Consider the following 14,563-nt stretch of genomic DNA (forward strand, 5'->3'; position numbering starts at 1 on the left):
TTTTAATTGTCCCTGTGCCCGATCAATTTTAATTTGTTCGGGTCACAGGGACAAAAGCACAAAAAATTGGGCTTCTACATATGATGCAAAGAATGTGCCTACATCACATTACTATTGGAAAAAGGCAGGTTGAGATATGGATTCTTCTATCGACTACACTTCCCCATCCACCCAGTTCACTTTTGATGTAAATAATAATCTTTTCTTTAAAAAAGACAATTTTAACTTTATGAATATTTTAGGAGTCGGGCAGCTTAACACACTGGACGGTTTATCATTAATCGATATTTTTCTTAGCACAAACAATAATATTGAACCACATTACCATCCAAATGCTTCCGAACTAGTATATTGTATTTCTGGCGCAATGGCAGTTTCCATCTTGAATCCATTTACCAAGCAATATCAACATTACACAATTACACCTGGTCAAGTAGCCAATATTCCACAAGGCTGGTGGCATTATCAAATGGCTACAGAAGAACGGACGCATGTACTTGCAATTTTTAATGCGTCAACACCTGAAGTAATCCTAGGTTCCGACATAATAAAATTAACACCATCGAACATTATGGCACACACTTACTGTATGGACGAAAATCAATGGAACGAAGCGATTGAACCTGTTCAAGCATCAACCTATATTGGACCACCAAAAAATTGCCACAAAGCAACCGGAAGTAACATGCAGTATTATCCAAACTATATACATCCTAATGTTAATCAGTGGTATCCAATTCAACCGTACACTCCGTATAACCACCCGACTTGTTAGCGTGTTACCCCTGAATTTTCTCTGGTTCACTAACCAAAAAATCGCTAAAATAATAAACAAAAGCTAAATAAAGCGGATAACTAACGAACTGTGCCAACAAGATTAGTCCTGTTACAGGAGCTGGTGTATCACCTCGATTTGTAATGGGAAATAGATTGGCGAATATGTATAAAAAGACTATTAAATAAGGTATCCAAAGAATGGCTGTCCAATATTTCGAATTTCTATTCCGCAGCCATTTTTTATTGAAAAAATAGACCAAATAAGTGAGTAGCACGAAGCCGGCGATATGTAAAACGCTAGTCAACAGGTTTACCGAGCCCGGTTCCCACCCACTGATACGCCAAATTCGATAAAAATTTAACTGTAATTCGATAGAAATGAATAATATAAATGCATAGAAAGCACTTACTAAATTCAGCGTCCAAAAATAATTCAATATGAAGAACTCCTTCCATATGTAGTAATATTCTCCATGTTATTAGGAAATCCTCCACCGAACGAGTTAATTTAACAAAAAAAGACTGCTTGATAAAAGAAATATCAATACAGTCCAAAAGCTTCTTAAATTGTTTCCCCTAATAATTGCTCTAAATCCTCTTTTGTAAATAAATAGTACTCATTACAAAAATGGCATTGGGCTTCTGCTTTCCCATCTTCTTCAATCATATCTTGTATTTCCTCTTGTCCTAAACTAATAATTGCATTTGCAATTCGATCTCTTGAACATTGACACTGAAAGTGAATCGGCATTCTTTCGAGAATACTTACATTGCCTGCACCAAGCACTTCCTCTAACATCTCTTCAGGTGTAAGTCCATTTTCTACCATCGAAGTAATCGAAGGGAGCTGTTGTAAACGATTTTCTATAATTTGAATCGTTTCATCTGAGGTTCCTGGCAATAATTGAAGGATAAAACCACCTGCCGCTTGAATCGTATAGTCCTCGTTTACCAGGACCCCCACACCAACGGATGAAGGCGTTTGTTCCGAATTCATAATATAAGAAGTAATATCTTCTCCAATTTCTCCCGTTTCAATAGGAACTTGTCCAACGAATGGCTGGTTCATCCCTACGTCCTTCGAAACAGAAAGAGTCCCGCTAGTTCCAACCGCACGCTTGATATCCAAATTACCTGACTCTGTCATTTCAAAATGGGTTTGCGGGTAAGATACATAGCCACGCACTTCCCCTTTTGCGTTTGCGTCGACAAGAATCGTTCCAATGGGACCTCCTCCATCAATTTTAATCGTTAATTTTTCTTCCCCTTTCATCATAGCGCCAAGGATGGCCCCTGCAGTCATAGAACGCCCAAGAGCTACTGATGAAGTAGGAAGCGTTTCATGACGGCGCTGTGCTTCACTAACTGTTTCGGTTGAGCGTATGGCATATGCTCTAACTTGATCTTGCAGTGCAATTGCTTTTACTACATAATCATTCATATTTATTCTCCTTTCACAAACAATTTAACGAAAAGCTTAACGATCTACATGCAAATACGATAATCTGTATTTCTTCAGAAGTAAACAGATTAAACTTCGCCAAAAAAGTCAATCTATTCACATTAAATTTGCATAGATATAACGATTCATTTTCGCTTTTTTTTTTAAATATGCTTATCATTTGTGACAATTTTATGAACTTATCGATTTTTGTCATCATGCGACAAAATTTGCATTTTATTTGGTTTACAATATAAAAGTTGGTTTGGAAACCACAGAAAAAACGGATATCTATTCGAGATTTAAAATATTGTTTGGAGGAAATACCGTGTTTAGTTACTTAGATGAAAAAGCTCTATTATTTCAAATTGCACTAAAAAGAAAAATCATGTACAAAAAAGCAAAAGACCATGGATTTACACACCCTACTGTCGTATCATGTAGCCAAGAACTAGACATATTACTAAATAAGTATCAAAAAATAGCCTCATAGAATTACTTTAAAAACCGATTTACCTTCCTTAATTGGAAGATAGTCGGTTTTATTTTGGATAAATATTTAACTAACGGGAAATCTAATTCCTGAGGTGACAATATGGCAAAAATTCTTCAGGCATTGCTTATCTTCTGGTTATTTTCACCATCCATTATTAATGCTGAAACGGACATATCAAGTGTAAAAGTTGCCTTTGAGAGGGACGGTTATTTATGGCTTAAAGACGATAACAAAGAAGTGAAAATCACGAACGAGAAAGCTACTTACAATTATCCTCCCGAGTGGTCATTTGATGGTAAAATGATTTTATACCAAAAGGAAGTACCTGGAAATATAATCAATTCCAACAAAACATCAAATGAATTATGGGTTTATACAATTCAAACGAAAACACATAAAAAAATCTTTTATGATGGCTATAATCCAAAATGGTCGCCAACCACAAATATCGTTGCTTTTACGGATGGTGGCGTATTAAATATATCGAATTTAAAGAGCTTCAATAACGTCGCCTTAGGGATAGATGATTATGAATGGCATCCGAACGGAAAAGGATTCATCACTTCATCAGGTGCTGTTCTCCGGCCAGATGGATGGACAAATCCAGTGATATATTCAATTGCTTTAGCAGTTAATTATATGAATATTAAAGACTTGACGAAAAATGTGAAAAAGCTGTTTGTCATTCCAAAAGAGATTGGTACGGACACAGTGAAAATCATTTCGATAAACGCTAATTCATTTCATTATTCGCCAAATGGCCAATGGATATCTTTTAGGGTGTCACCTACTGCCTCATGGGCTATGGATAGCGATATGCTTTGCATTCTTTCCTCCGATGGAAAACAATTTAATGTCATCGATGAGATGGCTTTAGGATTTGATTCAAAATGGGCATTTAACAGAAACTATCTTGGTTATATTGCAGGCGGTGGAAGGATTGTATATGGGTTTAATAACAAAAACTTAAACGTTACGGAACTTCCTTCTTTTCTTACCTTGGATCTTACACCTGAAAAGTACGCAGATATGGGTTTTTCATGGGTGAATGATGATTCATTCATTGTTTCTAGGGTACCAGAAACAGAATGGTCCAATGCCCCTACAAAACGTCCACAACCTTCTTTATATCTTGTTCCACTGTCTGGAAATGAACAAGTAAAGATAACTGCACCACCTAAAGGAAAAGGGGATTATCAACCAATATACCTACCTACTATTAACCAAATTACATGGTCGAGACAAATAGAGTACCTAGATAATACGTCCGAATTATGGAAAGCGGACCCAAACGGCAACAACGCGAAAGTTTGGATAGAAAATATCGGTGTATATAGTTTTTTTCCAGAAAAATAAAATAACGCACTTCTATACAATCGGCTTTTTAAGTTAGCCATAGTGTGTATAGTAGTGCGTTAATCTGTTATACAACGATAGCAAAGTTCGAAGCAAATGTCTGCTCTTTCTCAATTTGGATTGCTTGTAACTTCTGTACTTCGATTTTTCTTTGATTTGCACATTCCATATTATTCAGTTTGACAATATAATTTTTATCTATAAGGGATGCTAAAAAATCTGCATCTTTAAGCGAACTATTTAAACCAAAAGCTCCTGTTGGTGTCATCGTATGCACAGCGTCGCCGATCAAAGCAACACCGTTTTCCCCCCAACTTTCACTTGTAGAACTAAAAACATCTAATAACACAAAATCTTTCCATGATTGAATAGTATTATGGACCGTTTCTTCCAACTCTGGAAATGCTTCCACTAGTTGTTCAATAAAAGGAGTAAACGGTTGTTTGCGTAACTGTGGAAATGATCCTTCTACAATATTCCACCCTATTTGGATAAAACCTTTTGCTTGGGTAAACAAAGACAATTGCTTATCACCTATTAATGCCATTCTGATCGAAGGTTCCCAATTGTCAGGAGCTGGAATTCTCGCCCAAAGCAGGTCAAATCCATGTTTTCTAATCGTTGTATCAATTTCCGCTTTTTTTCGTACAGTTGAATACCGACCATCTGCACCAACAACGAGCTGACAGTCAATGACCATTTCTTCTCCATCATGGACCGCTCGAACCCCATTATAGTTGCCAGATTCATCCTTTAACAATTCGACCACTTTCGTATTCATCATCGAGCGATATGCTGGATATTCTTCTGCTGCTTCTAACAAGACAGATAACAAATGGATTTGTGGAACATGTATGCCTAAATGTCCTATTTGCGGATCTGGTAAAATAGTTTTAAAAGCTTTCCCACCATGCCAATATTCTAGTTTTTCCATACGGAGTAAACCTTGTTTTTCTATTTTCTCAAAAAGTCCATGCTCTTTTAAAATCGTCTCGCCTTCTTCATTTAAATGTTCACCGCGAAACGCCTTACCTACGGCCGCATGTTGTTCTAGTAGTATGACCGAAACATTTTTCTTTGCAAGTAAATACGCAAGCAATGCCCCTCCTGGTCCAGCTCCTACAATACATACATCTACTTTAAAATTCACTTAACAATCCTCCTGCTATGGAATATCAACCATTTTATCGTCAATTTATCCATTAAAACGTATAGCTTACCTATCGTAAGTTAGTATATAATTACAATCTACATTAGTCAAATGACAGACAATAGGAAAAAGCCGCACCTTATTTATTACAGGGCGACTTATACTATTCTATCATAACTATTTATAAATATCTCTGTCCCAAAATCGTTGTTGCGCAATAGCTTGGAGGAACATTTTATCGAAATCATCATTGTCTGAAGCAGATACAATTCCAGGTCCGGCTTTTGCAATTGATGCATCGAAAAATGGCACTCCTGTTGTCGCAACACCAATCGGTTTATAATGTTTGAACGCTTCGTCAATGAAATAAATTAAATCTGAATTAAATTTCCCTTGATTTTCAGCCGTTCCTCCTACTACATATATAGCGTCGAATAGTACAGGGGCTGTCGTGAGGAAGGTTTCATTCACTCGTACCTTAAAGCGATCTTTACTTCTAATTATTCCAAATTTCTCCCCAACAATCGTAAACTGCACACCATAGCGTCTTAGCGTTTTGACTACTGATTCCACTTCATCCACATCGAATCCATTACCAATGAGCACAGCAACTTTCAATGTTTGAGGGACTCTTCTTGTATTTGCTTGACTCAGTGCAGGGGAAGAAGCTGTTACTTGAGACTGCTGGCCAGTTGGTTTATTCACACCTAAATTGTCTGCCACAATACTTGCCATTTCTAAGTCGACATGCGCGAACATATCCACTACTTGCTGTCTAACATTTCGATCATTGACTTTCCCTACTTCGAAAGAGAATGCATTTATAATATGTTGTTTTTCTGGAGGAGACATGCTATTCCAAAAAAGCCTTGCTTGCGAAAAATGATCTTTGAATGACTCACTTCTTGCCTGTATAACTCGCCCTTCTACTTTTTGGTCGTAGTGGACAAAGCCACCTTCTTTTGCAGTACTAGTAGAAGGTGTGTTGTTTGCTAAGGAATTTTTGTGGTAGCTAACTTGCCCCACATTGATCGACTGGCGACTAAATCCATTTCGCTGATTATTATGGAATGGACAAATAGGACGATTAATAGGGATTTCTGTAAAGTTTGGTCCACCAAGTCGTAATAGCTGAGTGTCAATATAAGAAAACAGCCTACCCTGCAAAAGTGGATCATTCGTGAAGTCAATCCCAGGCACTAGATTTCCTGGGTGGAATGCCACTTGCTCAGTTTCTGCGAAAACATTGTCAACATTTCGATTTAAGGTCATCTTGCCGATTATTTTAACAGGCACTATTTCTTCTGGCCATATTTTCGTAGCATCTAAAATGTCAAAGTCAAAGATGAATTCATCCGCTTCGTTGATCATTTGCACACCTAGTTCATATTCGGCAAAATCACCATTTTCAATGGATTCCCATAAATCACGACGCTGGAAATCAGGATCTTTCCCGGCAATCTTTTGGGCTTCATCCCAAACAAGCGAATGGACTCCTAGAAGCGGTTTCCAATGAAATTTCACAAATCTGGCTATCCCTTGGGCATTGACAAGTCGAAAAGTATGAACGCCAAAACCTTCCATCACACGATAGTTTTTCGGGATCGTGCGATCAGACATATGCCACATAATCATAGCCGCTGATTCTTGATTGTTAGCAACAAAATCCCAAAAAGTATCATGTGCAGAGGCTGCTTGCGGCATCTCATTATGTGGCTCTGGTTTCACCGCATGTATAAGATCCGGAAACTTTAATGCATCTTGGATAAAAAATATAGGAATATTATTGCCAACAAGATCATAATTTCCTTCTTCGGTGTAAAATTTCACCGCAAATCCGCGAACATCTCGCACAGTGTCAGAAGAACCTGAACTTCCAACAACATTTGAAAATCTCGTAAAGACAGGTGTCTTAGTTCCGGCTTTTTGCAGAAATCCTGCTTTTGTATATTCCGTCATCGATTCATACAATTCGAATTCCCCGTGTGCAGCGTACCCTCTTGCATGCACAACTCTTTCTGGTATTCGTTCATGGTCGAAATGCGTAATTTTTTCTCTGAAATGAAAATCCTCCATAAGCGTCGGTCCACGAACACCAGCCTTTAGTGATTCTTCGTCGTTCGACACTTTTAAGCTTTGATTGGTCGTCATCTTTTTCCCATCATTATTCACTCGAAACTGTTCTAACTGAATATCCTTACTATTTGCACCCACTTTAGGTTTATCGTTTTCCGGCGTTTTATCCACTAAATCCCCTTTCTTGTATAGTTGTTTCATTCATTAAGCTCCATCTATACTATATGTAAGGAAGGTGGTACTTATTAATAAAATGATTAGTTGCTATTTTTGATTAAAAAAACGTTTACCTAATGTTTCAACAGTCTTAGGAAATACTGCATAAAGTTTGCTCGTAAATCGCATATACCCAGGCAAATCCACTTCTCGAACTGGGTGCTCGATTGCTTTCACGATAGCTTGGACCACTTTTTCTGGAGACAAAAGATGTTTGTTTAACTTTTCTCTATAGCTACCAGTTTGGTCAGCTAAGTCTAGAAACGGAGTATCGATTGGTCCAGGATTGATCGTCGAAACAATAATGCCGAATTGCTTTAGTTCCATTCGCACAGCATTTGCAAATCCAACAATGGCATGTTTGGTAGCTGCATAGACAGACGCTTTTGGAGTCGCAACCTTTCCTGCTTGTGAAGCAATAAAAATAATATGCCCAGTCCTTCTTTTTTTCATTTTCGATGCAAAAAATTTAGTCAGTTTCATCGGTGCAAGTACATTCACTTGCATCATTTGATCCATTGCTCTTTCTTCTAAATCCGTCACATATGCAAACGTTCCTACACCAGCACATAGGATTAGTATGTCAGGTGTGCCCATTTCTTGGAACAATTCGTCAAACGATTGGTCTACAGTTAAGTCGGCCTGTATTGTATGTATACCTACCCGTTTTAATTCTTCTAATGCTTGCTCATTTCTTCCAGTTGCCCATACTTCATGTCCTTGTGCGTGAAGTTTTTTGGCAAGCAAAAGCCCGACGCCACTCGTAGCGCCGGTAATACATATTTTCTTAAGCTTGCTCATACAACAAAATCCCTTTCTCATTTCGACGCTCCGTTATAAAGCCGTTTTCCATTAAATAATCGACTTGCCCAATTGTTTCGGAAAGCGTTAAACCTAATTCTTTTTCGTATACTTTTGGAAATAGCTCTTGCGTAAGTTCAAAAATTGTTTTCTCTCCATTTTTCATCATATCTAAAACTTTAATCGCTCGTTCTTTTTGCTTTTCAAGTCTAATTGTTATTAGATCATATACATTGTAGACTTCGTCGCCATGCCCACTATATACTTTCTCTACTAGTAGTTCTTGAATTCGCTTTAAGGAGGCATTGTATTGTAACATTGATTTAGTCCGTTTTCCTTTATTTAACGGTGGTTCAATTAGTGGGTTGGAGGATACCTTCTCTATGATTAAATCCCCACCGATTAAAACTCTTTCCTTCTCGTTCCAAAAGGATAGATGACTTTGCGCATGACCTAAAGTTTCCAGCACAGTAAATTCAGGATGCCCAGGTATCACATCACCATCTTTTAAGATTGTTTCTAATGGACGATTCCCTATAAAATGAAGCGGCCTTTTCATCTTTTCGACCCAATGTAAATAACTTTCTGGTACTCCTTCTTCTAGTAAACATTGCAAATAAAATTCATCATGAAAACGGAAGAAATCTTCATCTTTTGTTACCCAAGGTTGATTATATGCATGACCTAGTGTCGTAGCTTTGTCAAAAGCCTCTACCCAACCAGAATGATCTGGATGATGATGTGTTAAAAGCACTTGCTCGATATCTGTTGGTGCATAGCCCGCTTTTTTTATCCCTGCCAAAAGTGCAACCCGTGCTTCTTCCGTTTTTGGTCCTACATCTATTAACGTTAATGTATCCCCTTTTAATAAATAACTATTAACATCCCCTACTGCAAACGGAGTTGGTACATTAATTTTATGTATCATAACTCTAATCCCCTTTTATGAATGACTGTTCATTACATTGTACAGCTTTTTCCATGAGACGTCACGAAAATGAAGTTGACTTTTTATCCGAACACACATATAATTTCAGTAATTCAGAATATAAAAGCCAAGATGAAGAATAGTACATTTATGATGGAGTACTAGAGAGTGAAATGATCCGCTGCAAGTTTCACCTCCCGCTCATAAATCGAACCTACTTCGGAGCTACTATGTAAACATAGTCGTGCCTCCCGCGATAAGGAGGAGTAAGTTGTGCCGATTTTTTTCGGCAAATTTAGGTGGTACCGCGGAGACAAGCGTTTTCGTCCTTATTTATAGGGACGGGAGCGCTTTTTTATATGACCAAAAGGAGTGAATTGTACATGTCGAAGATCGTATTTATCGGAGCCGGAGCAATGGCGGAAGCAATTATTAATGGCTTAACAAAAGAGGAGAAAGTTCTTCCAACGCAAATTCATGTGACCAATAAATCAGATATCGATCAACTGGAGCATTTGAAACAAACCTATAACGTACAAATCGTGTGCGAAGAGAAAAAAGCAATAACCGAGGCAGACATCATCGTTTTGGCAATGAAACCAAAAGATGCCATTGATGCATTTGAAGAAATTGCAACTTATTTAAATGAAGGAGCTACGATCATTTCCGTGATTGCAGGTGTATCCATCCAAACAATCGCCACCCATCTAGGAACTCGTCCTATTGCCCGGGTTATGCCAAATACTTCGGCAGCTGTTGGATTAAGTGCGTCGGCTGTTAGCTGGAATGACCTTGTTTCTGAAGAATCTAAACTGGAAATTATCGACATTTTAGAAGCAATTGGTTCCGTAAAAGTAGTGGACGAAGAAGATTTACATGTAGTGACGGCACTTGCTGGTAGCGGCCCTGCTTATTTATACTATTTTGCGGAACAGTTTGAAGCAGCAGCGGTAGAGCACGGATTATCTTCTGGAGATGCACGACAATTATTCATCCAAACGATGGAAGGTGCGGCTCAAATGCTGAAAAAAGGCGACGTCGAACCATCGGAACTTCGAAGAAAAGTAACAAGCCCGGGCGGCACAACAGAAGCAGGTGTTGAACAACTTGTGCAGCATAAAGTAAATGAAGCGATATTTGCATGTATTGATGCGGCACAAAACAAATCCCGTGTACTTGGAAAGCAGTACGAATAAAAGTGGAATAAATTGTCTAAGGGAAACCAATAGGTATGGAAGAGCAACCAAGTGAGATCTTGAAGCAACCATTTCTTCCATTAAAGCAACCAAACATCCAGAAAGGCGTGCACTATCGAATGGATAATTCCTATTTTGTCGGTTGGGGTACACTTTTCCTTTTATCACTGATAATTGGACCAATTGCAACGCTTTTTTTAGTCCTAATTGAAAAAAATAAAAAGATTCCGAGTGGAACTACTCCCTCGGAATCATCTTTAATTGACCATTTGACCAATCATACTCAGCAAAATCAGCCGCAACATAAATCGGAAAATCATAATGCTTTACTTGAGCAATCATGTCTTTAATATCAGATGGCATAAATCTTGCACTTATATGATTGACTATTAAGTGCTTTGCCTCAGCTTCTTTACATACATTTGCTGCATCAACTATAGTCGAATGACCATACAAACCTGCCAATTCTTTCGTTTCTTGATCGAATGTGCCTTCATGCACGACAATATCAGCTTGCTTACTTAACAGTATAGCGTTCTCGCAAAACTTGGTATCACCTAGAATGGTCACTTGGAATCCTTCTTTTGGCTCCCCAGTTACATCGACGCTTTTCACAATGCTTCCATCGGCTAACTCTACGTCATGTCCTTCTTTTAATTGCTTTAACAACGGTCCCCTTGGTACTCCTAACGCATCTGTGTTTTCAATCAAAAGTTCAGGAGGAAGAGCTTTTTGAGTCACCTTATAACCAAAACAAGGGATGACATGCTCTAGCAATTTTGCTTCAACGATAAACTGATTATCTTCAAAAATAATGCCTTCTTCGATTTCGATAATGTCAAGTGCATATTTGATATGCGTTTTCGATGTAGAAAGCGTCAATTCGATCCATGCTTTAATACCAGCTGGTCCGTAAATTGTTAAGGCTTCATCTCCACCTAAAAAGGATCGGGAGCCAAGCAAACCAGGCAGCCCATATATATGATCTCCATGTAAATGCGTAATAAATAACTTTTCTAATTTACGCGGTTTTAGCGTAGTATGTAGGATTTGATGTTGCGTTGCCTCTCCACAATCAAACATCCAAAATGTTCCCCGTTCATCGAGTAATTTTAATACAGTGGCAGTCGTATTGCGTTGTTTGGAAGGCATTCCTGCACCTGTACCTAAAAATAATAATTGCATCCATTCACCTGCTTTCATCATCAACCGAAAAAATCGTAACGAATACCCACTTTGAATCAAATGTGGCTTTCTTTTAACTTTTATTCCTTTAATAGTACCTTTTCGAAACATGTCTTGCAACAGATTACCGTAAGAAAAACGACTGGGGGATTACTATATACATAAAGTATAGTTTGGCATCTAAACTGGTAAAGGCTACTACAAAGTCAATTAGTTTAACTTTTGCAGTAGCCTATTTCAAATTCTAAATTCAATCATTTAGATGACAATTCACTTTCTGTTACCCATTTATGATTCGTCACTTTTTCCCCACCAGTCGTTGGCGTGTAATCAACCATATAAACCGTCGTTTTTTCAGCTGAATCTATTTCCGCAGTTGCACCTTGCATCCCTTCCATATGATTAGCTTCTAAAGTAACTTTTGATCCTGGTTCTAAGGTTTTATCATCTGCATCTTTGATTTCTTCTTGAATAACCCATTTATGATTTGTCACTTTTTCTCCAGCTGTAGTCGGTGTATAGGATATCGTATAAACTGTTGTATCGTAGGCACCCACAATTGTTGCTACTGCTCCCTTCATCCCTACCATATGATCCGTTTCGATAATTGCTTGACTTCCTACTGGGTAAGTAGGACTTTCTGCAACTTTCAAACCTTCCGGTACTTCCCCTGAACTAGAATGATTCATCGTCGAATGATCCATGTTCATGTTTTCTTCGGTGCTTGAATTCATATCTTTTTTTTCGTTGTCAGTCGTATTTGATCCACAAGCTGTTAATGTAAATACTGCAAACAAACTTACAATACTAATGACTAATTCTTTTTTCATCGTAATCCTCCCTAATTTTGTTTTACTCACTAGAACCTCGTGACTTTAGTCATGAACGGTTTAGTAACCCTTTTTCTATTCTAAATGCACAGGCTATGCAAGTCATTTATGTAATTTACAAACTTGCTTCTTTTTGTTCATTGCCATTCATTTTCATCTTCTCAACCATACGACTAGGGGGTATATTTTTGTGAGAAAAAGAGWGCTAAAAAAGCACCCTATACCACATCGTATCCTTGATCATCTATTGTTTCTTTAATTTCGTTCAGTGTTACTTTATCCTTATCAAACGATACATCTACTTTTCCAGATTCTAAATGCACTTTTACTTGTTCCACACCATTTAATTTTCCAACACTACCTTCAACAGAACTTACACAGTGACCGCACGACATTCCTTGTACATTCAATGTTATATTTTCCATCTGTATCACTACTCCTTTTATTTTCTCATTAATTTTTGAATGGTTACTAGTAATTCGTCTAGTACCTCATCGTCGCCTTCCGCTAATCTATCTACTACGCAACCTTTTAAATGCCCTTGTAAAAGAACTTTTGCTACGCTGTTTAAAGCAGATTGGGTAGCAGAAAGTTGGGTAATTATATCGTCACAATAGACGTCTTTATCTACCATTCCCTTTATACCGCGGACTTGACCTTCTATTCGGTTTAAGCGGTTTGTTAAATCCTTTTTTACATGTTCAGGATGATGACTTTTCCGACAAGACATGTCAGTTGGGACTGTATTATCTTCTGTAATATTGTCCAAGTATCTAACCTCCTATTCCTTTTTATAATACAGTACCCTAGTAGGGTATGTAAAGTTAAATGAATTTGTTTATTTTTTTTCGTGATCATCTAAAAAGTCTTTACTAAAACTCGTTTTAGATTCTAACGAAGGCTTCTTTTTTACTTTAATTCCTCGTTTAATTGTATCTTTTCCGAACTTAGTTTGTAACTGTTCGACAAGTTTTAAAATAGGTTCTTCTTTTGCATGCGCTTCAAAATTAAAGATAGATAGCTGTTCCACCGATTCACCTTTATCGTATACATTGTTTACCGTAACTCCGAGTAATCGGATTGGTTCCTCTTTCCAAGTAGCATGGAACAATGTGGTCGCAAGTCGGAAAATTTCTTTTTCTTCAAATAGTCGATTCGTGACAGTTTTGCTTCTAGTTTTATTCTTCCAATTAGCGTCTCGAATATGAATCGTGATCGAGCGACCAGCCAAATTTTTTGACTCAAGTCTAGCTGCTACTTTTTTCGAAAGTAGGCGTAGTACTTTTTCAATTTCCTCCACATCTGTTACGTCATACGGAAGCGTAGTAGAGTTTCCAACACTTTTGGTATCGAAAACCGATTCTGGATCCACTCTTCTTTGATCGATTCCATTTGCACGCTCGGAAAGTCGTACTCCTACTTTTCCCAGTTTCTCTTTTAACAGTCCAGGAGATGCATTGGCCAAGTCTCCTATTGTATGTATACCGAATTCTGCAAACTTTTTGGATGTGCTTTCTCCAACCCCATGCATTTCGATAACTGGAAGTGGCCAAAGTTTTTCTGCCACTTCTCGTTTACGCAAAACGGTAATTCCCATTGGTTTTTTCATATTTGATGCGGTTTTTGCCAAAAACTTATTCGGAGCTATTCCAATGGAGCTTGGCAAATCCAGTTCTCGAATTATTCGCAGTTGAATGGATTCCGCAAAAGCAACCGCATCTTGTCCCATTTCTACGTCACTCACGTCCATATATCCTTCGTCAATGGACACCGGTTCCACAAATGGGGTATACGAACGCAGTATATCAAACATCGCTTTCGATGCAGCACGATACCGTTCAAAATTCGGTGGCAATAAAATCAGCTCCGGACATTTTCTTTTTGCCTCCCAAACAGACATTGTGGTATACACACCTTTAGCACGTGCTTCATATGAACAAGTAACTAAAATTCCACGTCTTTGTTTGGGATCTCCTGCAACTGCAATCGCTTTACCTTTTAATGAAGGATCATGTGCTTGTTCGACAGAAGCATAGAAACTATTCATATCTAGATGAAATATTATTCTCGGCTTACGCTGCACAGACCTCACCTCCACTTTGTATTACTCT

Annotated in this window: 15 protein-coding genes and 1 other annotated feature; of the genes, 4 read left to right on the forward strand and 11 right to left on the reverse strand. The window is 38.0% G+C overall.

Annotated features, from left to right (window positions below):
* The first annotated feature begins 136 nt into the window (after window positions 1-136).
* Window positions 137-775 carry a cupin domain-containing protein gene (locus AC1DFT_RS01255; protein WP_477916861.1) on the forward strand — a complete coding sequence of 213 codons (639 nt, stop codon included), beginning with the start codon at window positions 137-139 and terminating at the stop codon, window positions 773-775.
* A 4-nt stretch (window positions 776-779) separates the two neighbouring features.
* On the opposite strand, the gene AC1DFT_RS01260 is transcribed toward AC1DFT_RS01255, so the two are convergent.
* Both AC1DFT_RS01260 and hslO read right to left on the reverse strand, forming a co-directional pair.
* On the reverse strand, window positions 780-1,214 hold the full coding sequence (locus tag AC1DFT_RS01260; protein ID WP_477916862.1) for a hypothetical protein: 435 nt from the start codon (window positions 1,212-1,214) through the stop codon (window positions 780-782).
* Window positions 1,215-1,339: 125 nt separating this feature from the next.
* Window positions 1,340-2,218: an Hsp33 family molecular chaperone HslO gene (hslO, locus tag AC1DFT_RS01265; RefSeq protein ID WP_477916863.1), complete on the reverse strand. Its 879-nt coding sequence runs from the start codon at window positions 2,216-2,218 to the stop codon at window positions 1,340-1,342.
* A 328-nt stretch (window positions 2,219-2,546) separates the two neighbouring features.
* On the opposite strand from hslO, the gene AC1DFT_RS01270 reads away from it, so the two are divergent.
* Window positions 2,547-2,711 (forward strand): Spo0E family sporulation regulatory protein-aspartic acid phosphatase, encoded by a 165-nt coding sequence (locus AC1DFT_RS01270; RefSeq protein ID WP_477916865.1) that lies wholly within the window; start codon window positions 2,547-2,549, stop codon window positions 2,709-2,711.
* Between the two features lie 102 nt (window positions 2,712-2,813).
* Entirely contained in the window at window positions 2,814-4,070 is a 1,257-nt protein-coding gene (locus AC1DFT_RS01275; RefSeq protein ID WP_477916866.1) for a TolB family protein, read from the forward strand.
* A gap of 67 nt (window positions 4,071-4,137) precedes the next feature.
* On the opposite strand, the gene AC1DFT_RS01280 is transcribed toward AC1DFT_RS01275, so the two are convergent.
* From AC1DFT_RS01280 to AC1DFT_RS01295, 4 genes are all read right to left on the reverse strand, one after another.
* Window positions 4,138-5,220, reverse strand: coding sequence for an FAD-dependent monooxygenase (locus AC1DFT_RS01280; RefSeq protein WP_477916868.1), 1,083 nt, complete (start codon window positions 5,218-5,220; stop codon window positions 4,138-4,140).
* 177 nt (window positions 5,221-5,397) lie between these two features.
* Complete coding sequence (locus tag AC1DFT_RS01285) at window positions 5,398-7,497, reverse strand: catalase (RefSeq protein WP_477916870.1); 2,100 nt, start codon at window positions 7,495-7,497, stop codon at window positions 5,398-5,400.
* 63 nt (window positions 7,498-7,560) lie between these two features.
* The gene (locus AC1DFT_RS01290; protein ID WP_477916872.1) at window positions 7,561-8,313 is read right to left on the reverse strand and encodes an SDR family NAD(P)-dependent oxidoreductase; all 753 of its coding nucleotides are present in this window, start codon (window positions 8,311-8,313) and stop codon (window positions 7,561-7,563) included.
* Window positions 8,300-9,241, reverse strand: a complete 942-nt coding sequence (locus tag AC1DFT_RS01295; RefSeq protein WP_477916874.1) for an MBL fold metallo-hydrolase — start codon at window positions 9,239-9,241, stop codon at window positions 8,300-8,302. The genes AC1DFT_RS01290 and AC1DFT_RS01295 overlap by 14 nt, the downstream gene beginning before the upstream one ends.
* 120 nt (window positions 9,242-9,361) lie before the next feature.
* Window positions 9,362-9,575, forward strand: a binding site (T-box leader).
* Between the two features lie 49 nt (window positions 9,576-9,624).
* On the opposite strand from AC1DFT_RS01295, the gene proC reads away from it, so the two are divergent.
* On the forward strand, window positions 9,625-10,437 hold the full coding sequence (gene proC, locus AC1DFT_RS01300; protein ID WP_477916876.1) for a pyrroline-5-carboxylate reductase: 813 nt from the start codon (window positions 9,625-9,627) through the stop codon (window positions 10,435-10,437).
* 237 nt (window positions 10,438-10,674) lie between these two features.
* Here proC and rnz read toward each other — a convergent pair whose 3' ends face one another.
* The 5 genes from rnz to AC1DFT_RS01325 all read right to left on the reverse strand — a co-directional run bounded on the left by rnz (window position 10,675) and on the right by AC1DFT_RS01325 (window position 14,535).
* Entirely contained in the window at window positions 10,675-11,622 is a 948-nt protein-coding gene (gene rnz / locus AC1DFT_RS01305) for a ribonuclease Z (protein ID WP_477916878.1), read from the reverse strand.
* Window positions 11,623-11,876: 254 nt separating this feature from the next.
* Entirely contained in the window at window positions 11,877-12,452 is a 576-nt protein-coding gene (locus tag AC1DFT_RS01310; protein WP_477916879.1) for a YdhK family protein, read from the reverse strand.
* A 218-nt stretch (window positions 12,453-12,670) separates the two neighbouring features.
* Window positions 12,671-12,877, reverse strand: coding sequence for a copper chaperone CopZ (gene copZ / locus AC1DFT_RS01315; RefSeq protein WP_477916881.1), 207 nt, complete (start codon window positions 12,875-12,877; stop codon window positions 12,671-12,673).
* A gap of 17 nt (window positions 12,878-12,894) precedes the next feature.
* Entirely contained in the window at window positions 12,895-13,182 is a 288-nt protein-coding gene (locus AC1DFT_RS01320; protein WP_477916971.1) for a metal-sensing transcriptional repressor, read from the reverse strand.
* 108 nt (window positions 13,183-13,290) lie between these two features.
* Window positions 13,291-14,535: a DNA polymerase IV gene (locus tag AC1DFT_RS01325; RefSeq protein ID WP_477916883.1), complete on the reverse strand. Its 1,245-nt coding sequence runs from the start codon at window positions 14,533-14,535 to the stop codon at window positions 13,291-13,293.
* Window positions 14,536-14,563: the final 28 nt, after the last annotated feature.

The organism is Psychrobacillus sp. 05T411, assembly GCF_056396485.1.

Coding starts and splice junctions, on each gene's coding strand:
- AC1DFT_RS01255 (WP_477916861.1), top strand. CDS start 137: ATGGATTCTTCTATCGACTACACTTCCCCATCCACCCAGTTCACTTTT.
- hslO (WP_477916863.1), bottom strand. CDS start 2,218: ATGAATGATTATGTAGTAAAAGCAATTGCACTGCAAGATCAAGTTAGA.
- AC1DFT_RS01275 (WP_477916866.1), top strand. CDS start 2,814: ATGGCAAAAATTCTTCAGGCATTGCTTATCTTCTGGTTATTTTCACCA.
- AC1DFT_RS01285 (WP_477916870.1), bottom strand. CDS start 7,497: ATGAAACAACTATACAAGAAAGGGGATTTAGTGGATAAAACGCCGGAA.
- AC1DFT_RS01290 (WP_477916872.1), bottom strand. CDS start 8,313: ATGAGCAAGCTTAAGAAAATATGTATTACCGGCGCTACGAGTGGCGTC.
- AC1DFT_RS01295 (WP_477916874.1), bottom strand. CDS start 9,241: ATGATACATAAAATTAATGTACCAACTCCGTTTGCAGTAGGGGATGTT.
- proC (WP_477916876.1), top strand. CDS start 9,625: ATGTCGAAGATCGTATTTATCGGAGCCGGAGCAATGGCGGAAGCAATT.
- rnz (WP_477916878.1), bottom strand. CDS start 11,622: ATGCAATTATTATTTTTAGGTACAGGTGCAGGAATGCCTTCCAAACAA.
- AC1DFT_RS01310 (WP_477916879.1), bottom strand. CDS start 12,452: ATGAAAAAAGAATTAGTCATTAGTATTGTAAGTTTGTTTGCAGTATTT.
- copZ (WP_477916881.1), bottom strand. CDS start 12,877: ATGGAAAATATAACATTGAATGTACAAGGAATGTCGTGCGGTCACTGT.
- AC1DFT_RS01320 (WP_477916971.1), bottom strand. CDS start 13,182: ATGTCTTGTCGGAAAAGTCATCATCCTGAACATGTAAAAAAGGATTTA.